The sequence below is a fragment of the Adhaeribacter radiodurans genome (assembly GCF_014075995.1).
In the GTDB taxonomy this organism is placed as follows: Bacteria; Bacteroidota; Bacteroidia; order Cytophagales; family Hymenobacteraceae; genus Adhaeribacter; species Adhaeribacter radiodurans.
In genome coordinates this window covers 5,320,736-5,340,586 of the sequence record NZ_CP055153.1, presented here as the reverse complement: position 1 = coordinate 5,340,586, position 19,851 = coordinate 5,320,736, and the positions used below count along the sequence as shown (strand labels likewise).

Annotated in this window: 14 protein-coding genes and 1 tRNA gene; 8 read left to right on the top strand and 7 right to left on the bottom strand. The window is 41.0% G+C overall.

Annotated elements, in window-relative coordinates; all coding sequences use genetic code 11:
* Positions 1 to 74: 74 nt before the first annotated feature.
* Together HUW48_RS21360 and HUW48_RS21355 are read right to left on the bottom strand one after the other, a co-directional pair.
* Positions 75 to 635: a GAF domain-containing protein gene (locus tag HUW48_RS21360; RefSeq protein WP_182412859.1), complete on the bottom strand. Its 561-nt coding sequence runs from the start codon at positions 633 to 635 to the stop codon at positions 75 to 77.
* Positions 636 to 1,023: 388 nt separating this feature from the next.
* The gene (locus HUW48_RS21355; protein ID WP_182412858.1) at positions 1,024 to 1,428 is read right to left on the bottom strand and encodes a hypothetical protein; all 405 of its coding nucleotides are present in this window, start codon (positions 1,426 to 1,428) and stop codon (positions 1,024 to 1,026) included.
* A gap of 1,014 nt (positions 1,429 to 2,442) precedes the next feature.
* Between HUW48_RS21355 and HUW48_RS21350 the strand changes: the two genes are divergently transcribed.
* The gene (locus HUW48_RS21350; protein ID WP_182412857.1) at positions 2,443 to 5,028 is read left to right on the top strand and encodes an HD domain-containing protein; all 2,586 of its coding nucleotides are present in this window, start codon (positions 2,443 to 2,445) and stop codon (positions 5,026 to 5,028) included.
* Between the two features lie 131 nt (positions 5,029 to 5,159).
* Here the strand turns inward: HUW48_RS21350 and HUW48_RS21345 are convergent.
* Positions 5,160 to 5,243 (bottom strand) — tRNA-Leu (locus tag HUW48_RS21345).
* A gap of 443 nt (positions 5,244 to 5,686) precedes the next feature.
* Here HUW48_RS21345 and HUW48_RS21340 point away from each other — a divergent pair.
* A complete protein-coding gene (locus tag HUW48_RS21340) occupies positions 5,687 to 6,676 on the top strand; it encodes a radical SAM protein (RefSeq protein WP_182412856.1) in 990 nt (329 codons plus the stop codon).
* Positions 6,677 to 6,923: 247 nt separating this feature from the next.
* On the opposite strand, the gene HUW48_RS21335 is transcribed toward HUW48_RS21340, so the two are convergent.
* A complete protein-coding gene (locus tag HUW48_RS21335) occupies positions 6,924 to 7,256 on the bottom strand; it encodes a hypothetical protein (RefSeq protein ID WP_182412855.1) in 333 nt (110 codons plus the stop codon).
* A gap of 257 nt (positions 7,257 to 7,513) precedes the next feature.
* Here HUW48_RS21335 and HUW48_RS21330 point away from each other — a divergent pair, with 257 nt between their 5' ends.
* From HUW48_RS21330 to HUW48_RS27370, 5 genes are all read left to right on the top strand, one after another.
* Entirely contained in the window at positions 7,514 to 7,981 is a 468-nt protein-coding gene (locus HUW48_RS21330) for a hypothetical protein (RefSeq protein ID WP_182412854.1), read from the top strand.
* Between the two features lie 511 nt (positions 7,982 to 8,492).
* Complete coding sequence (locus tag HUW48_RS21325; protein WP_182412853.1) at positions 8,493 to 11,099, top strand: M1 family metallopeptidase; 2,607 nt, start codon at positions 8,493 to 8,495, stop codon at positions 11,097 to 11,099.
* Between the two features lie 198 nt (positions 11,100 to 11,297).
* Entirely contained in the window at positions 11,298 to 12,434 is a 1,137-nt protein-coding gene (locus tag HUW48_RS21320; RefSeq protein WP_182412852.1) for an aldose epimerase family protein, read from the top strand.
* A 154-nt stretch (positions 12,435 to 12,588) separates the two neighbouring features.
* Positions 12,589 to 13,458, top strand: coding sequence for an SMP-30/gluconolactonase/LRE family protein (locus HUW48_RS21315; RefSeq protein ID WP_182412851.1), 870 nt, complete (start codon positions 12,589 to 12,591; stop codon positions 13,456 to 13,458).
* A gap of 252 nt (positions 13,459 to 13,710) precedes the next feature.
* Complete coding sequence (locus tag HUW48_RS27370; RefSeq protein WP_262891464.1) at positions 13,711 to 13,842, top strand: hypothetical protein; 132 nt, start codon at positions 13,711 to 13,713, stop codon at positions 13,840 to 13,842.
* A gap of 78 nt (positions 13,843 to 13,920) precedes the next feature.
* Here the strand turns inward: HUW48_RS27370 and HUW48_RS21310 are convergent, their stop codons facing one another.
* From HUW48_RS21310 to HUW48_RS21300, 3 genes are all read right to left on the bottom strand, one after another.
* A complete protein-coding gene (locus HUW48_RS21310; protein WP_182412850.1) occupies positions 13,921 to 16,119 on the bottom strand; it encodes a beta-galactosidase trimerization domain-containing protein in 2,199 nt (732 codons plus the stop codon).
* Between the two features lie 137 nt (positions 16,120 to 16,256).
* Positions 16,257 to 16,544: a hypothetical protein gene (locus HUW48_RS21305; protein ID WP_182412849.1), complete on the bottom strand. Its 288-nt coding sequence runs from the start codon at positions 16,542 to 16,544 to the stop codon at positions 16,257 to 16,259.
* 57 nt (positions 16,545 to 16,601) lie between these two features.
* A complete protein-coding gene (locus HUW48_RS21300; protein ID WP_182412848.1) occupies positions 16,602 to 18,212 on the bottom strand; it encodes a M81 family metallopeptidase in 1,611 nt (536 codons plus the stop codon).
* A 371-nt stretch (positions 18,213 to 18,583) separates the two neighbouring features.
* On the opposite strand from HUW48_RS21300, the gene HUW48_RS21295 reads away from it, so the two are divergent.
* Complete coding sequence (locus HUW48_RS21295) at positions 18,584 to 19,741, top strand: zinc-dependent alcohol dehydrogenase (protein WP_182412847.1); 1,158 nt, start codon at positions 18,584 to 18,586, stop codon at positions 19,739 to 19,741.
* Positions 19,742 to 19,851: the final 110 nt, after the last annotated feature.

The window sequence follows — 19,851 nt, the reverse complement described above, 5'->3', positions numbered from 1 at the left end:
ATAACTTTCCGGATCAGTAAAAACAGCAGAAAGCTAGTTTTAACGTTAACTTGAGTACTGCTTACTTTATTAACTTACTCGAACGAAAACCGGTTTCTGTTTTTGATTTCATAGTTGCAGACTTTATGATTTTCTTTCCACAACTCCAGTTCTTTCATTACTAATTCGGCCAGGTGGGTGAGCATATCCTGATCGGCATAAGTAAACTTTCGGGGCTCTTTATCTACAATGCACACGGAGCCCAGATTGTAGCCATCGGCGGTTTGTAAGGGAGCGGCGGCATAAAATCGTAGCCCAAAGCTACCGGCAACTAACGGGTTAGCTAAAAGGCAGGGTTCTTCTAAAGTATCCGTAAATACGGTGAGGTCATCGTTTAAAATAGACAGTGAACACAAACTAATGCCGCGGTCTATTTCTGTTACTTCTTCCATACCCTCATTCGCCTTAAACCAAACCCTTTCAGAATCCACGAAAGAGATTAAAGCAATGGGTACTTTAAAAATATGGGCCGCTAAAGAAGTAATATGCTTAAAAGAACCTTCGGAATGGGTATCCAAAATGTTGTATTCGTGGAGTTTTTTTACTCTTTCCCGATCGTTACAAGGAATAATGGGAATGCCAAATGTGTTTTTCATACGCCTCTACCAACAGACTTACAATTATAAACTAAGCATAAATACGTGTATGCTTTAGCGTTTATACTGATTGCTGCTGTTTAGGTTAGCCAACTCAATAAAAAAGATACAAATATTTTAAACGGACAAGTGTGCCCGCTTTATTCAACTTTACGCAAAACGAAATTGGTTACCAGGTTACAGAAGGATGTGGGCCAGTAGTAAGGTTAAGAAAAGTAAAATCCAGCTAAATTATTTTTCAGGAATAGATAAATAACCTTTACCTAAATAGTAAGCTTAGAGGCACTAAGTAAAGAGACAAATGAAATGATAGAGGATAAGTTGAGGAAAAAACTCACCACCTAAGTTTAAGAGGGGTAGGGGTGGTTGTTTTCCTACGCAGTAATTCTTAAGCTAATAACCATTCCATAGCTTCGGCTTTGCCGTTAAAACTTTTGTATTCGATAGGTAGGTTCAGTTCCTGTTTAATTTCCTGGGAAATCTTTGCTGAACTTTCTTCGCGGTTCGTATTGGTGGTTCCTACCCGCGCTAGTTTCTTTAAGCGGGTGTTCATCAGGTTTAGCGCAAATTGAGTAGTAATGGTTTTGTACGCTTCGTCTTCTACTTCTACCACCGAGTTGCTGGAATCGAGCAAAAGCTTTTTAATATCGTAATTACGAATATATTCCACAATCAGACCCAGGCAATAACTTACTTCTGAAAGACCAAACGTTTTAATATCGGGCATACTGGTGATGAGCACATCTTGAGCCGGATTATAATCGAGGGTAATAATACCATCATGTAGAACCATACTTTGCGATATCAATAATTAAAGGAATGATTTTTATAACTATTAAGGGAGATCCACGCTCCTAAGTAAACTGAAAACAAGTTATTAATACTTAAGTTCCGGTTTGTAATTATTTAAATTTTTTAGATATAAGTTATTGTAAATAAGGTAATTAATTTGCGTTAAATACTTGGTAAATGTGGGTGCGACTTATACTTATTATCCTTATTTAAAAAGAATATTACCTAAAAAAATAAAGCTATAATATAATCAATTTAAAGTTAAAAGGAATAAGGAGAGTAGATTTAAAACCTTCCTCTGCTTTTGATGTAAAGCGGATAACCACCAAAAGCCCGAAAAGCGTCGGAGTATACTTAACCAAGTATATAACTAAGAATAAGGCAGAATTCAGGTGTCAGGTTTGGAATTGCTCGAAGGATATTTCTGCTCTTTATACTCACTTCCGTTCAGATTATGCCACTTTGGATGAGTTTCACAGGCTCAAGAAGGAGGAAATAAAAGTAAAGCCTAAAGATTATTACACCCTGCACATTATTCCTTTGGATAAAACAACTATGCGGTTTTATGACTGTTTAGCATTGAAGAATAAACAAATTTTACAAACTCTAAAATAAGTAAAATGCCAAGTTCCCGTAAACGTAAAAATAGGTATCCTCCTTTTGTAAGGCTAAAGTAAAAGCAACACAAGTTTATTTTAACAATCGTGAATTCAGAGGATGTAAATAAGGAAAATGTATAATTTGTAGGTTATTGAGAGAGAAACTTACGACTCTTGAGCTTCCACTTAAGCAAAAGATTAATTGGATATTGGATATAAAATAAGCATTTTAGGTCAATAAACTTTTTCCTTTACTTTCTACAATGCCAAGAATCAACTGCATTATTTTAAATTTATAGGGATTTAACAGGAGAGCCGGTCTAACCCGGTTCTTTTGTTTATGATTGTCACTTTTAATTGAATTGCATATCTTGACATTCTTGTAATCTACAACCTTACTGTATTAAAAAGAACACATGTCTTTAAGTAGAATTGAGAACACAATAATTTGGAAAAAAACTTTAGCAAGTCAAAAAAAAGATACATTCTCTACTAAAAGAGAAGAGCTTCGTTCCTCTTTTTTTAAGTTAAGAGAAAATGTTTCTTTTTTAGTTGTAAGAATTACAGGTGAACTACCGGGACTTACTCAACATGACATTAGCCATTTGGACGCATTATGGGAAACTGCCAGTCTTATAGCTGGAGAGGATTTCCCAATTTCACCACTTGAAGGGTTTGTTTTAGGAGGAGCTATTTTACTTCATGACTCAGCACTTTGTTTTGAAGCATATGAGAATGGTCAAATTGGAATTAGGGAAACTTTGCAATGGAAAGATGCATTTTCCTCTTTAGAAGATTTAAAAATATCTGAAGAAGAGAAAAAAAATATAGCTGATTTTTATGCACTTAGACAATTACATGCAATACAAGCAGAAACATTGCTGGGAAAAAGTTGGATTGACCCAGATACTGAACAGGAAATCTATTTGTTAGAAAACCAAAATTTACGTAAACATCTTGGTAAATTAATTGGTCAGATTGCTGCTAGCCATCACTGGGATGTTGAAATGGTAGCATCGAAATTGCCTTCGCAACTCAATGCCTTAGCAAATTTTCCAACAGAATGGCGAATAGATCCAGTAAAATTGGCCTGTCTACTTCGGTGTGCTGATGCCTCACATATTAATAATGAACGAGCACCTGATTTCTTACACGCATTATTAAAGAGAAAAGGAGTCTCATTTTTACATTGGCAAGCTCAAAATAGACTTGCTGCTGTAGATATTGACCAATCTGACCCTAACAAAAATACGCTGTTATTTACTTCAACTATTGATTTTAATGAAGCAGAAGCTGAATCTGAATCTTGGTTCGTTGTATACGATGCTTTATATCTATTAAATAAAGAGCTACAGTCCTGCAACACTCTCTTAGATACCCGGAATGGTATTTCTTTTAAAGTGAAAAAAGTAAAAGGAGTTGAATCACCTGAAAGTTTAGCAAACTTTGTAAAAGCAGTTGGTTGGAAACCTTGTTCTGCTCATGTCCATGTAAGTAATATTGAGAAATTGGTGCAGAACCTTGGAGGTGAAATGCTATATGGCACGCATTCTGATTTGTTTGGGGTTGCTATTAGGGAATTAATACAAAATGCCCGTGATTCCATAAAAGCTCGTTTACTTTCTGAAATGGATTTTGTTGGTAAAATTCTTGTCAAAATTAAAAATATTGATGATTCGCTTTGGCTTTTTATAGAAGACAACGGTATAGGGATGTCTGAAAGAGTATTAACAGGTCCTTTACTTGACTTTGGTACAAGTTTTTGGACTTCCTCTTTAGTACAAAGTGAATTTCCGGGTTTGCGTTCCTCTAACTTTAAATCTGTAGGTAAATTCGGTATTGGGTTCTATTCTGTTTTTATGGTTGCACAAAAAGTCTTTATTGCTACAAGAAGATGGGATGAAGGTATCTCGGATATTAAAGAGCTTAAATTTTCTTCTGGATTTACCTTAAGGCCAATAATAACTAAAGGACCGGTTGAAGGATTTAGTTCTTTAATATCAACTCAAGTTAAATTACAATTAAATGATAACTATTTAAGAGAGGACTTGAGTATGTTAATAACAACTAATAGAAGCGGGGCAAAAAATTTTTATGTGCCTTTTAAGAATTATTTAGCTGCTCTTTGTGCAGGATTAGATGTGCCTGTTTTTTATAAGGAAAATGAAAGTCTTGAGGTAAATATTCATGAGAGTATAGAAAGTGAAAATTTTGATAAGGAAAAATGGCTTAATGATATCTCATTTTCAGGATATATACCTAATATTTCAATTAAAGAATATATTTCAGTAAACGTAAATAGATTAAAGCCAATCATTGAAAACGAAAAGATACTTGGATTAGCTGCAATAAATACACAAACAGAAAAAGAGCAAAATTTTCTTAGTATTACCACTATTGGAGGATTGGCTTCAACTGTCCATGCAAGAGATTCAGAAAATTTTATTGGTTTTATTGATTATAAACCTAAATCCGCAAAAAGAGACCAGGGAGATTATTCTGCTAGTCCAACTATTATTAAAGATTGGGCCCAAAATCAACTAGCGGAGCTTCTAAAATTAAATTTATCTCCCCATGAAAAAACTTCCGCTTCAGCAGCTTTATGTTCGTTCGGAGTAGACCCAATTTCAATAGCTCATGTTTATGTTTTGCTTAATGGAACTCAGAGCTTTGTCTCAATTGATACATTGGCAGATTTATCTGTTAATATAGGAATAGCTTTCTTAGAGTCGAGTTTTGGAAGTTATATGGAAACACATCATAATTTTCAATACTTAGATGGTTTCGCCTTAGTAGTGCCCCTGGCTGGAGGACCTTTTTTAAAGTTAGAATTGGAAAATGGAATTCCACTTAATAATAATAGTATCATTGATTGTTTACACAGGTCTATTTCGAAGAAAGGATATTTACCAAATTGGGAAAAATCTGAAAATGTAGATACTAATAGGTTTAATGAAAAAATGAATGCGTTAGTTGTTTCTTCAAAAATGGCAACTACCTAAACATAAATAGTTAAGGTTTTAATTAAAATATTTAATCTAGATTAATGTTATAAACCGTCCCCTATACTGTCCCCTGAAAACCAAAAAGCCTTGTAAATGATTAGTTTACAAGGCTTTATAAGATAAATAAGTACCCAGAGCCGGGGTCGAACCGGCACAACCGTGAAGTTATTGGTGTTTGAGACCAACGCGTCTACCAATTCCGCCATCTGGGCAATTTGTAGCTTCCTTTTCGCTAAAAACGCCGGAGCGTTGTTTTACGATGGGGTTGCAAACTTAGAGAATCTTTCGGGAATACGCAATAGGTTTTTCTCCCACTCGTAATAAATTTTTGCCTCAGCCGGGTTCTGGTTTAGGAGTAGTTTAAAATTATTCCGGTTGGTTCTGGCTACTTCGTACCCGGTGCCCTAAATAAGTAAAAAATTTAAAAATGCAATTGTAGCTGAGGCAAAGGTAGTTTCCTCCCCTTACCCTCTCCGAAGGGGGACTTTTACCTGTATTGCTTCATGGTATTCGTGTAGGTGAATCAGAATTTACTATTTACTATTACTATTTACTTTTTTCTGTATTTACCTTACAACCTTACAACCTTCTAACTTTCCAACTCTTCAACCAAATTTAACCTGTAACTTGCAACCTGTAACTTGCAACCCCTAGCATGCGCCTTGTTCGTCACCCAGTTTTGTGTAATTATTACGTTACGTACCGCTGCAATGCCCGGTGTTCGTTCTGTGATATCTGGGAAAAACCGTCGCCGTATATACAACTGGCCGATGTAGAGCAGAATTTGCGCGATTTACGGGAATTAGGCGTGCAGGTAATTGATTTTACCGGCGGCGAGCCTTTGCTGCATCAGCAGATAGATACTTTTTTGGCATTAGCGCATCAAATGGGTTTTATTACTACCCTTACCACTAATGGTTTGTTATATCCCAAATGGGCAGAGCGTTTACGAGGCAAGGTAGATATGCTGCATTTTTCGCTGGATGCCGCCGATAAAAATTTGCACGACCAGGGCAGGGGAGTAGCTTGTTTTGATTTTGTGCAGGAATCTATCCGGATAGCAAAAAGCTTAGGCGAACGACCCGATATTTTATTTACCGTTTTTAGCGGCAATATAGACCAGGTAGAACGGGTTTACCACGAAATAGCGCTGCCCAATAATTTAATGCTGCTCCTTAATCCGGCATTTTCGTACAACACTGTCGAAACCGGGACTCCTTTAACGCCCACCGATCTGGATTACCTCTCGGCTTTTGGCAAGCGCCGGAACGTGTACCTGAACGAAGCTTTTATGCAGTTGCGCCGCGATGGCGGCAATCATATTTCCGATCCCGTTTGTAAAGCCGCCAGCACTACTTTAGTTATTTCGCCGGAGAACGAATTAATTTTACCTTGTTACCATTTGGGCGAACAGAAATTTAAAATTACCAGGAATTTAAAGCAATTATATCGCTCCGAAGAAATACGGCAGCTTGTAGCCTTGGAGGGGCGTTTACCCGCCTGCGAAGGTTGTACTATTAATTGTTACATGCAGCCAAGTTTCGCCGTGGAGCTTAATTCGTACTTCTGGAAAGCTTTGCCCAGTACAATTAAATACAATTGGCAAAAAGGCACCTGGAAACGTTTATTAAAGCAAGTCGTCTGAATCGCGGATTTTTACGGATTATACTTATTACGCGTATTATTAAAGCCATGTAATTAAGTGAAGCCAATCAGATGAAAAAAGTCCCCTTTTGAGGGGGTAGGTGGAGGATTTAAAACATCTGATTAAATTTTACAATACGCGTCATTCCTTAATTTAATGATATTTCATTTACCATTTACCATTTACCAGTCACCAATTATCATTTACCAAAGTCCGTTTGCAATTTTATTAAGGTTTTTGCAAAGTATTAACTTTCTTGTATTTGCTCTATTTGGAGTTCGTATAATTCGGCATAATCATACATTAGTAGGGCATTGGAGTTGGCATATCCTTTTTCTGCTAAATGCAACAGGTTATCTTCTCCTCCACCGCTTATAACATCTATGTAAATAGAAGAAGCTGCCTTTTTTAAGATGACTATATTCAGGTGAACTGCCAGGTTTAACAGAAGAAGGTTGTCGCTTATAAGAATGGACATATCTTCGCCGTGATTTTCGTAATCAAATTTTCCATCCTTAATTAAGTAGTGTACGAGTTGGTCTAAGTTATTATTGTTTAGTTTTAACTTCAAGGTTGTCATTTTAATTAAGGTTAAAGGGTACTTTAATTGTTTAAAATTTCCTGAATGTTAAATACCAAAGTTTAAAATAATCTTCAGGCAGATAGGGCCACAAATGCAGTATCACCGAAACTGAAATTATATACCGTTATAAAGCTTAAGAATAATTTATTTGATTGAAGCCTATTTGTTTACAGCAGTACGGTCAGGTCTTTTTCTTTATATTTATATCACTAATCCAGGTACCCTTTATTCTAGAATCTTAATTTCAAGCGGGCATGTATCCTACGTTATTAGCTTTGCACTCTTTGGTGCGGTGGTTAGTTTTAGCTAGTTTGCTTTTAGCAATTATTTATGCGTATAAAGGCTGGTTCACGAATAAACAATATTCCCGAAGCGATAATATTATCCGGAACATAGCCACCAGCTTCGCGCATATTCAAATAACGATCGGGCTATTTTTGTATTACCTCAGTCCGTTAACTACTTACTTTTTGCATTATTTTAAAGATGCCCTGCACCAAAGAGAAATCCGGTTTTTCGGGATGGAGCATAGCTTTATTATGTTTTTATCCCTGGTTTTAATTACCATTGGCTCCAGCAAAGTCAAACGCCTGACTGATGACAAACAGAAGTTTAAAACTATGGCTATTTGGTTTACTATCGGCCTGGTACTTATTCTTTCGTCTATTCCCTGGGCCTTTTCGCCGTTGGTAAGCCGGCCTTATTTTAGAGCTTTTTTCTAAAAACCACTACTAAATGGGTTGTTCTAAATGGTTGTGGCAATTAGTATTAGTTGTTAGCAGTGGCTATGATTTTACCAAGCTACCCGGTTTTGCTTACCCAGGAATAGGAATAATAGAGTCTGTAACCTGTTTCTATCGCGAGCGTCCTCGCTCGTGATGTTCATCGTCCGGCCTCTGGCCGGTAGGAAATTTTGTTTTTCTTAGTAAAAGTAAATCGGTTCACCCGGCCGGCGGCCTCCTGAATAATCTTCACGAGAAAACAGGAATTTATTAGAACTTAACGGACCTACCCCTTCGGAGGGGATAGGGAGAGGATGATACAATTAGAAAAAAAATAATTTACTAAATCTTTCTCCTTTCACCAGACAATATCCGTTCACGGATAACCTAATATTATTTATTCTTAGCTACTTATAGCCGATACACCCTTATTGTTTCCATTTCGTATCATTAGCTTACCTGTCTTATAAATAATAAATTTACTTTTAAATTATAGCCAAACCATCTCCCGATGAAGCAAGCGTATCCTCTTTTTCTTATTTGGTTAAATTTCTTTTTTTTCTTTCAAAGCAGCCAGGCTCAGGTTACCTCTGGCACCACTAGTAAATACGATCAGCTAAAAGTATTTGATCCTTTATTTTATAAAGAAAACGGCAACCAGTACCGAACTGCCGGTGGCGCTCCCAGCAGCAAATACTGGCAAAACAGAGCCGATTACCAAATTACCGTTTCGCTCGATACCGCCCAGCATCAGGTAAGTGGCAGTACTATAATTACCTATACCAATAACAGTCCGGACGAATTACCTTTTTTATGGCTGCAACTCGACCAGAATATCTACCGAGAAGATTCGCGTGGGGTAGCTACCAGTCCGGTAACCGGTGGCCGTTATTCTCATCGTTCCTTTACCAAAGGAGACGAAATTAAATCGGTATCTATTATCCAGAAGAAAAAGGAGGAACCGGTAGATTATCTGGTTTCGGATACCCGCATGCAGATTAAGTTAAAAGAAGCTTTAAAAGCCGGAGGGAACAAAATACAGATTAAGATTACCTACAATTTTGAGGTTCCGGAATACGGAACAGACCGGTTAGGGCGGTTAAAAACCAAATACGGCTGGATCTACGAAATAGCGCAATGGTATCCGCGTATGGAAGTGTACGACGACGTGAGCGGCTGGAATACCATTCCGTACCTGGGTGCATCGGAATTTTACCTGGAATACGGCGATCTGGATTATACCATTACTGCCCCGGCCGACCTGGTAGTAGTAGGTTCAGGTGAATTACTAAATCCTAAGGAAGTTTTAACGCCTACTGCTATTAGTCGTTTGGCCAAAGCGCAAAACAGCGATCAAACCGTGGTCATTAAAGATTCGGCGGAGGTAGTGGCGCACAACAGTTACCCGAAAAAGAATACGCTTACCTGGCACTTTCTCTGTAAAAATGCCCGCGATGCTTCCTGGGCAGCTTCTAAAGCCTTTGTTTGGGATGCCGCCCGGATTAATCTGCCCAGTGGCAAAAAAGCCTTGGCCCAATCGGTGTACCCTCTGGAAAGTGGTGGCCAATCGGCCTGGGGACGATCGACGGAATACGTGAAAGCTTGCATTGAACTTTACTCGAAGCAATGGTACGAATATACTTACCCAGTAGCTACCAATGTGGCCGGCATTGTATCGGGTATGGAATATCCGGGTATTGTTTTTTGTGGAGCTAACAGCAAAGGCGCCGGCTTATGGGGCGTTACCGACCATGAATTTGGTCATAACTGGTTCCCGATGATTGTGGGTTCTAACGAGCGTAAATACGCCTGGATGGATGAAGGTTTTAATACTTTTATCAATTCCTTAAACGCAAAGGCCTTTAACAACGGCGAATACTACACGAAAGAAAATGTGCAGCGGAGTGCCCAGAATACCTTTGGCCCCAAGGCCAAACCCATTTTAAATACTCCGGATGTATTACCGGGCGATTATTTAGGAGAAGCCGCTTATAATAAACCGGCCATGGGGCTTACTATTTTGCGCGAACAGATTTTAGGAAAAGAGCGGTTTGACTATGCTTTTCAAACGTACATTAAACGCTGGGCATTTAAGCACCCAACTCCCTGGGACTTTTTTCACAGTATGGATAATGCCGCCGGCGAAGACTTAAGCTGGTTCTGGAAAGAATGGTTTTTTACCGACCGGAAACTGGATCAAGCCTTAAGAGACCTCCGTTACGTAGGTAATGATGCTGCGAAAGGGGCATTGATTACCCTCGAAAACCTGGAAGAAATGGCTTTGCCGGTTACCATTCAGGTTAAAGAAGAAAATGGAAAAACCGGTACCGTGAACTTGCCCGCCGAAATCTGGCAGCGGGGCAGCACCTGGACTTTTTCTTATAAATCTACATCCAAAATAAATTTAATTACCATTGATCCTGAGCATCTTTTCCCTGATATAAATCCGGATAATAATGCCATAAGCGGTCTGGATATGCCGGCCGGTATAACGGCCACGCAGGTAATCCGGAAATACATTAATGCCGTGGGCGGAGCCGAAAAACTGAAAAATGTAAAAGATATTTCTTTTACGGCAGCTGGGGTTATTCAGGGTACGGCCGTGAAATTAGTAATGAACCATAAACTCCCGAATCAATATGCCCAGGAAATTCGGGTGCCCTCGGTTAACATTGCTATTTGGGGAGCGGTAAGTGGCGATAGTGCTACTGTTACCTATAATAACCAGAAAGTACCGCTCACCGACGATTATAAAGCTCTTCTGAAGCAATCGGTGGCTATTTTTCCAGAATTAAATTATGGGAGTAATACCTATAACCTAACGCTGGATCCCCGGCTACGAATAGTAAATGATAAACCAGCCTACTTAATTACCGCCACTGCGGCCAACGGAACAGCAAGGAAGAGCTATTACGACCTGAATACCGGCTTAAAATTAAAAGAAATAAAAATATCGCCCACCGAAACCCGGGTAGAAGAATACGCCGATTACCGCGAAGCCGGCAACGGTATTAAAGTACCCTACACGATAACTAGTCCAATTGCCGGTCCACCGATTGAGTTCAAAGTTTCAGAGGTAAAAGTAAATAGTAATTTGGCGGATAAGATGTTTAAATAATACCAGCTAAAGAAGTTATTATGTTCTTCCAGAAGGTGCGCCAAATACAATTTTCCTGCACCGGATGGCTGGAGATGTAGTCTAATCTTTGTTTTAATAAGCTTTCGGACCATATAGGCACGATTAAAGGGGGCTACCTTCCTGCATACTAAACAAAAATTTACTATATTTCCCAGTCTCTTTCTAAACTCCAGAGCTATGAAATTCCGGATTCTGTTGCTTTTTACGTGCGCTATTCTTCTAGTAGCTTTTATCAATCCAAAATCAGAAAAACAAAAAGCAGGTATTACGCAAGAGGTATTTGGTAAAATGCCAGACGGGCAGGAAGCGCAGTTGTTTACGCTGCGCAATGCGGCGGGTATGGAAGTGAAAATTACTAATTACGGCGGCTACATTGTTACCTGGGCGGCACCGGATAAGAACGGAAAACAAGAAAATATTACCCTGGGCGTGCCCACTTTCGCGGATTATTTAAAAGGTACTCCCGCTTTTGGTCCTATAATTGGCCGTTACGGCAATCGCATTGCTAAAGGTAAACTCGTTTTGGATGGTAAAGAATATGCCTTACCTACCAACGGCAGCGGCAACCACATGCACGGGGGTAAAATAGGTTTTGATAAAAAATTATGGACCGCCACCTCTACCAACGGTACCGAACCTTCCCTGAAACTGCATTACACCTCGCCGGACGGCGAAGAAGGTTACCCCGGTACTTTAAACGTAGACGTAACCTATACCCTGCAAAAAGATAACGCTTTGCGCATTGATTACCGGGCTACCACCGATAAAGTAACGGTAGTAAACCTTACCAATCACGCTTATTTTAACTTAAGCGGCATGAAGCGCGATATTCTGAACCAGGAATTAATGATAAAAGCGAATAAATTTCTGCCCACCGATGCTACTCAAATTCCAACCGGGGAGTTAAAAGCAGTAGCCGGAACACCTTTCGATTTTACTAAACCCACCGTAGTGGGTGCCCGCATCAACGATACCATGGATACGCAAATAAAATACGGCCACGGCTACGACCATTGCTGGGTTTTTACCGACCAATCGAAAAAATTAAAACTGGGGGCTACGGTATACGAGCCCGTAAGTGGCCGGTATATGGAAATGTATACCACCGAACCGGGCGTGCAAATTTATACCGCTAATCATTTAAATGGAAAAGTACAGGGAGTAGAAGGAGTGCCGTATACGAAACGTTTTGGCTTGTGCCTCGAAACCCAGCATTTCCCCGATTCGCCTAATCACCTGAACTTTCCTACTACCACGCTCCGTCCCGGCGAGACCTACCAATCTACTACCGTTTATAAGCTATCAGTGAAGTAGAAAACAGGCTTGCCTAGGCTCGTTAAAGCCAGGCTGGTGGGGTGGTTAATCTATTTAAATGGCAAACACTAAAACCAGATTGTTGCAAGCCTGTGAAGGATTACCTATATTTCTAAAATTAAATGAAATTGAACGCTTAATCTTACCTAATACTATGAACAAAAATCGATTTGCTAAATCTTGTTTATTGGGCGCTTTGTTGTTGGGTTTTACTCAAATAAGTAGCCCGGCAGTGGCTCAAACCGTAAGTCTGGTTAAAAAGTGGGAAACCCCCGCTACTCTAAAAGAGCCGGAGTCTGTATTGTACGACAAAGCCAATAAGGTGCTTTATGCTTCTAACATTAACAACCCGGCGGGCAACGCCGATGGCAATGGTTCTATCGCCCGGATTTCTTTAAACGGCGATATTCAGAAAGTAGAGTGGGTCGTAGGAGGCATGGATTCACCGAAAGGGTTGGGTTTATCGAAAGGGCTTTTGTACGTTGCCGATCTCACCAAAGTAGTGGTAATTGATACTAAAACCGCCAAAGTGGTTCGTACTATACCCGTAGCCGATGCCGGTATGTTAAACGATATTACCGTGGATGCGCAAGGAGTGGTGTATGTGTCGGACTCCGATAAAAAAAGAGTATACCGCTTACAAAATAACCAGGCAGAGGTGTGGCTGGAAAAAGACCATTTTCAAAAACCGAATGGCTTGTTGGCGCATCAAAACAAATTTTACATGATTGATATGACGGCGGGCATTTTCTACGAGGTAAATAAAACCACGAAAGAGCTGCGTAAAATAGCCGAAGGATTACAAGGCGGTGATGGTATTATTCCGTACGGTAAAGATTTTATTATTTCTAACTGGAACGGCGAAATCAATTATGTAACCGCCAGTGGCCAGGTAACTAAATTGCTCGATACCAAAGCCGAAAAAGTAAATGCCGCCGATATTGAATATATTCCGGAACAAAATTTACTATTAGTACCTACCTTTTTCGCGAATAAAGTAGTAGCCTACCAGGTTAAAAAGTAAGTAAGTATGTGATTAAAGCCAGAATAAAACAACCAGCAGATTTCAGTTGCTAGTTGTTACATTAAGCCTAAATGACCAAATTCTAATGCCGAACGGGACTTGCTCGTAGCATTAAAATTTGGTCATTTTTTTATCGTAGTAGTCTAAATTGTAAGAAATAATTGCTATAGTGGTCTTTGATGTTGTTCTTTGGAGCCTTTGCAAGTCTCCAGGCATTGGTGCTAACTTGTTTGACAAGCCTAAGTTCGCCTCATGGCCGGCGGGCCTCGTTTGGCTGTTGAGGGCGGTCTAAGCTTCCTTTCCTCGCTCCGCTGCGGAATTTTGCTGCGCAAAACCGGAACCTTAGAAGGCCCTCAACAGCCAAACTGGTGTCTTTATTCTTAGCTAAGGCATTTCTTCCGAATTTTGTATAATTAAGGAGAAGAAGGAATGTTTTAACTACTTTATACTATTTGGTATTCATTAAGCTACGTCCAAGGCAATAATTTCGTGATCGGCTAACTGGCTTACTTTTAAGTTTATCAGTCCATCTTTTATCGTAAATGCTGGTTTTTGTTCGCTTAATAGTAAATGCACACCGGTAACTTTTTTATTTTTTGGTACCCGGATGCTTACCTGGGCATCTACCGGAATTAACTCCCGGAAAGGTCCTTTTAGCAGCATAGGGTTAGTCAAATTTACTATATGAACGGTCATAGAGTTTTTCTGCTGCCAGGCAGTTACATCAATAATTCCAGGCCCGGTTACATCTACCAAGGGAGCTTCGTTTAAAGCCCACCTGATAGTATTCCGCAGCAGTTTCCCATGATCGGAGCTCATAATTTGCCAGAAAGCGCGATCCAGATCGCCCGGAATATACGCTATCCGGCCTTTCCCAACTTCGCGCAGGTAAAGTTCGCGGGTATCGGTATCGGGTTTCCGCGGGAAAACATCTTCCATCGGTAAGTCGGGGTAAGACGGCACCAAGGTTACCGGGCTGGGGAAAGTACCGTTGGGTTTTACTTTCACGCGGTGAGTAGTATTGATAATGCGATAAGCATCTTCTAAACCTTTTAAAACTGGATGAAAGGTATTCGTACTAGCATCACTCTTGAGCCGCAGGTAACTATTCTGGAGGGGGCCTTCTACTTCCTGGTTGTAACTCACCCCCAATAAATCGGCTAAGCCAAAATCCGGACGTTGCTTACCTTCTTCATCGTACAGCGAGGTTTCGAAGGTAGCTACTAAACTGCCCCCGGCGTTTACAAACTGCCGCAGCTGGTCGCATTGAGCCTGGGAAAGTACCGCAATATTGGGCAGGATTAATAATTTATAAGGTTTCAGGTGTTCGGCATCCAGCAAGCGGTCGTTTACCATTTCAAAAGGCATCCGGTCTTCAATCAGGGCGTGGTATACTCCATTCGCGTGGTCGGGGTAATTTTTCTGCCACGCTTTATCGCCATAATTTTTAGCAGTTTGCTCGGAGTATACTACTCCTACGCGTGCTAGTGGAGCCGTATTACGCAAATACTTTTCGTTTTTATAATAGCTCTGATACAGTTTTTCAACGGTGGTAAGCCAGCGTTTATCGTAAATTTGCCCCCCGAATTTTACAAAACAAGGTAATAAACCGTTTGCGGTACCTTCGGCTACCCAAATTTTTATTTCTGCATTATCCTGCACCGAGTCTTTCCAGCGGTATTGTTCTTCTACGCCCACGCTAAAAATGCCCACCTGAGGTTTCATGCCCATGGTAGCCCGCAATTCTTTGGCGTGTTTGCCATTTGACCACGGCGGAATCACGCCGCTACGGGCCTGCTGGTCCGCAAAAAAGAAATCAGAATTCTGACCGGTTACTAATTTATCCGGAAAGCCATTCGGGATGAACCGGGCTGTTGCTTTTTGCTTTTGTATTTCGCTATCCCACAAAAACCATAATTCCCGTAAACGTTCGGTGCGCCATGCCACGTATTTCCGGTAAGCAGGATCGTTTTTATCGCCGGAGGCCATGGCCGTGCTATTATTGACGGAAGTGGAACGCGGCAAGTCGTAACCCGAAAAAGCTTTAAAGTTGCGTTTGCAATGTTCGCAGTAACAAATACCGTGGCCCGACCACCGGTTAGAAAAAATGGCATCGGGCTGGTAACGGGTCATTATTTCCTGATTCACCTGCTTCATAAAATCGAAGTTGTAGGGACCTAAAGCGCAGGTTACCCATAATTCCGGGTTAGCCCAATGTTTCCGTTTATCACCATTTATATTTGTATGAATCCAATCTGGGTGGGCATCTACCACGTTTTGCCGGGCGGCATGCGGGTCGGTACGCAAAATTACCGACATATTCATTTTTCGGCAGCCATTTACTAAATAGCCGAGCACGTCTTTATCTTTCAGCCAGGCGCTTTGGTAATGCAAGGGCACTTTAGTAGGGTAAAAGGCAACAATGCCACCCGCACTAAGCAATACCCCATCGGCATGTAAGCGTTTAAAATAATCCAGCCAGAAATCCGGGTCGTAATTGCCGGGGTCAGTTTCTACAAAGGCTAACTGCGCCCACCGCATGCACCGGTCAAACCACAAACTTTCTTTGGGGCTGGTGGCTTGAGCCCAGGCAGCGCTTCCGGCCAGCGTAAAACTTCCACCAACAACTGCCGTTGTTTTAATAAACGTTCTTCTATGCATAATAAGGAGTACAAGGAAAGACTAAAGTGAATTTCGCACCCTAATAATACAATTTAGTAGTTATTTAAAATACATTTATTTAAAATGTTTTCCGGCAGGCGCCACCAGAAAACAAAATAGTAAAAGGAGTTATTTTATTAATTGCGGGATTGCACCTCTTTATAGAGCCTGCCTTCGTTGCCCAGAGCCTCGTTATATAATTTAAAGTGTTCTTTGCCAGTTGTTGCCCCATACATTTTGGTGAGTAAACTTTCGATATCGTAGTTTCCTTTCGAAATGAATGGGTTCATGATAAAAAAATAAGCGTAGGTGCCATCCGGTTCCGGGGCGACCGCGTAGCGGCCAGAGTATTTCTGGGAAGAGATAAAGTAAAAGATAACTGTATTTATAAGGGAAAACTTTAAGTAGCGGATTAAAGCAGTCAAAGCAATCTCTGCGTAAAACGAGCTTCCAAAATTAGGAAATAAACTCCTTTAATAAGATTATAATTTATCCGAAGCAGGTACCAATTTGGCCGAAAGGTCCGGATCTTTCATGTTTTTATCGAAAGGAAACATAGGGCGTTTAATTCTTTTGTAGGTTAAACCTTCTAAGTTCTGATCTACGCCGCCGGGAGTAAGTGCCATTATCCAATCGGCGCGCATGGCGTAAAGTTCCGGCTCCAAGTAACCAATTTTTACCACTACAATATCCGATTGACGAGGATTTAGGCCCAAGCGGGTAAAGTCTTTTTCTTTATGATAAGGTTTTCGTTTTTTGGTAACAATTACGTGTACGCTGCCCACTTTAACCACTACTTCGGTTTCGGCATTGGTATCGCCGTGTTCAATGGCTGTTACGGTACCAGTAAGTCTTACCGGGGGAGCAAAGCGGGCATCTACCTGGGCACCCACTACTCCGTCTACTTTATTACCTACCCCAGCAGCAATAGCTTTTTTTACTAATTCAGGGCCCGGAATAGAGGCATAAATTAAAGAAGGCCCGTTTTCATTTTTAAACTCCGGACGAGCTAATATTTGCTGTAAGGTCCAAGTAACATCACCGGCTCCTCCGGCAGTTGGGTTGTCGCCGGAATCACTAATAAAGTAAGGATGTTTGTTACTGGCTAGGGCTTTATCCAGGCTTTCTTTTAAAGAACCGGTAGGAGCCACAAAAGCAAAACGCGAACGGGCCTGCCAGAAATTTTTGGCTAGCTGCTCGGCGGTTTGGGTTACTTTAACTTTATCGTCGCCGGTAACCATTACTACCGCGTGATTACGGGGTTCATCGGCCCAGGCGTATCCTATCCAGATTGCGGCGTCTATAATTCCTTTTTGCGCGGCCGCCGGAGCTACCGCCTGGTAAATGCTTTTACCGGGTTCAATGCGGGTACTGGTTTTTTCGCCGGGTAATAAAATAGGTACCGGAATCCAGGCTTTGTAAGCCGGTTTTCCCTGGCCACTTTTTAAGCGGTTAATTAAGTTCTGAACTGCTCGCTTTTTGGTTTGCATGGCATCTTCGTGAGGGGCCATGCGGTAACAAGTAATTAAATCGGTATTTTGAGCCAATCGCCACGATACATTGCCGTGTAAATCCATGGAGGTAGAAATTAAGGTATTCGTGCCAATTACCTTTCGGATGCGGGTAATAAAATCACCTTCCGGATCATCCAGGCCTACTACACTCATTGCCCCGTGAAGGTCAAAGAAAAGTCCATCGTACGGGGCGTGTTTTTTAAGTGAATCCAACGTTTTTCTTACCAGCGATTCGTAAGCCTCACGGGTAACTGCGCCGCCGGGTAAGGATTTGCCAACAATGGTGGGTACCCAGGTAGCTTGTTTCCGGAGTAATGAATCGGTGGATAAAAAAGGATAAGAGGTAAAAACCTGTGTGCCGTATTTGGCATGAAAAGCTTCTTCGTTGGTGAGCGCCGGCGAAAAAGTACTGGATTCAATACCTAACCCCGCAATGGCAATACGAGGAAGCGCTTGGGCAGACTTTGTAGAGTTAACTATACTGTGATTCGTTACAATTTTGGAGCTTTCCCAAACAGAAGAAAAGGTGGTAGTAATAAATACCCCAATAGAAATAATTAGAAAAAGCAGGAGTTTCATAATAGAAATTCTAAGTGCCCAGCAGTTTTATTGCCTTTGGTCTAAAAGTAACCAGAAAATATTGAATTTTACAAAAGTTAAGCAGCATTCTGTTGTTCTCTCTTATAAAGAAGCAGAAACTATTCTGTTAAGGCGGCGAACCTAGGTAAAAATAGTCGTTCTCGCAGTTAGACTGTTTAGGTATTACAGCCACGTTTATTTTCCTGCAATAAGTAAATTCTCTTCTCTGTATTTCTACTGTAAAACATAAAAAAACAGTGGCTAAAATACTTAGGTATTCAACAACCAGCTTTACCTTAATTCGTTAGAGAAGGAATTATGGCGGTACCTTTTCCTGGTGCTGCTTATGTTCCACCATCCAAAATAAAACTATGAAGGCCCTTGTATTTCACAAAATAAACGATGTACGCGTCGAAACTGTAGATGATCCCATAATTGAAGATAACCGCGATGCCATTATTCGGGTTACCTCTACTGCTATATGCGGGTCTGACTTACATATTTTAGATGGTTTTGTACCCCAGATGCGCAATATGGTACTAGGGCACGAGTTTATGGGAATTGTAGAAGAAGTAGGCTCGGGAGTAAGTAATTTAAAAAAAGGCGACCGCGTAGTGGTACCTTTCCCAATTGCTTGCGGCCAGTGTTTCTTCTGTACGCATAAATGGCCAACCCAATGCGAGAATTCTAATAAAAACTACGGTCCGGATGGTGGTTTAATGACCGAAAAAGCCGCTGCTTTATTTGGTTACACCGATTTGTATGGCGGCATTAACGGTGGCCAGGCCGAGTACGTGCGAGTGCCTTACGCCGATTATGGTCCGCGCCTGGTACCCGACGGATTAACCGACGAGCAAGTACTTTTCTTAACCGATATATTTCCCACTGGTTGGGCCGCCGCTGACTGGGGCAAAATTAGAGGGGGCGAAACAGTAGCTATTTTTGGAGCGGGCCCTGTGGGAATTATGGCGGCTAAATCGGCGTGGATAATGGGAGCGGCTCGCGTAGTTAATATTGACGTGCAGCAATACCGGTTAGATATGGCTAAAAAAGCGGCTAATTCCGAAACCATTCTGTGGGAAAGTGAAGACCAAGTAGTAGAACTGATTCGCAGTATGACCGAAGGCCGCGGCGCCGATGTGTGCATTGATGCGGTGGGGATGGAGGCAGATCGCAATGTGCTGGAAAAAGCAAAAGCTGTAATTAATTTCGAAAAAGGAACTACTAAAGTACTCGAAACTTGTATGCGGGCAGTGCGGCGTGCCGGTGTAGTAAGCGTGGTGGGCGTATACGGAATGCCTTACGACAATTTCCCGATTGGCCGTTGGTTTGATAAAGGCATTACCTTAATGGGCACTCAAGCTCCGGTGCAAGTGTATATCGACCACTTAATGAGTCTGGTGCAAGAAGGAAAAGTAATGCTCAACGATATTATTACGCATACTTTGCCTTTAGCAGAAGCGCCGCGCGGCTACGATATTTTTAAGAAAAAAGAAGATAACTGCGTTAAAGTAGTTTTAAAACCTTAATGAACAGATAGAGAGCCAGGTGTAAGAAATTAAAGAGCAGGTTGTAATTACCTGCTCTTTTTTTGCCTCTTACAATCGAATTTTTTAGGTTACTTTTCTGTCTTCAACAA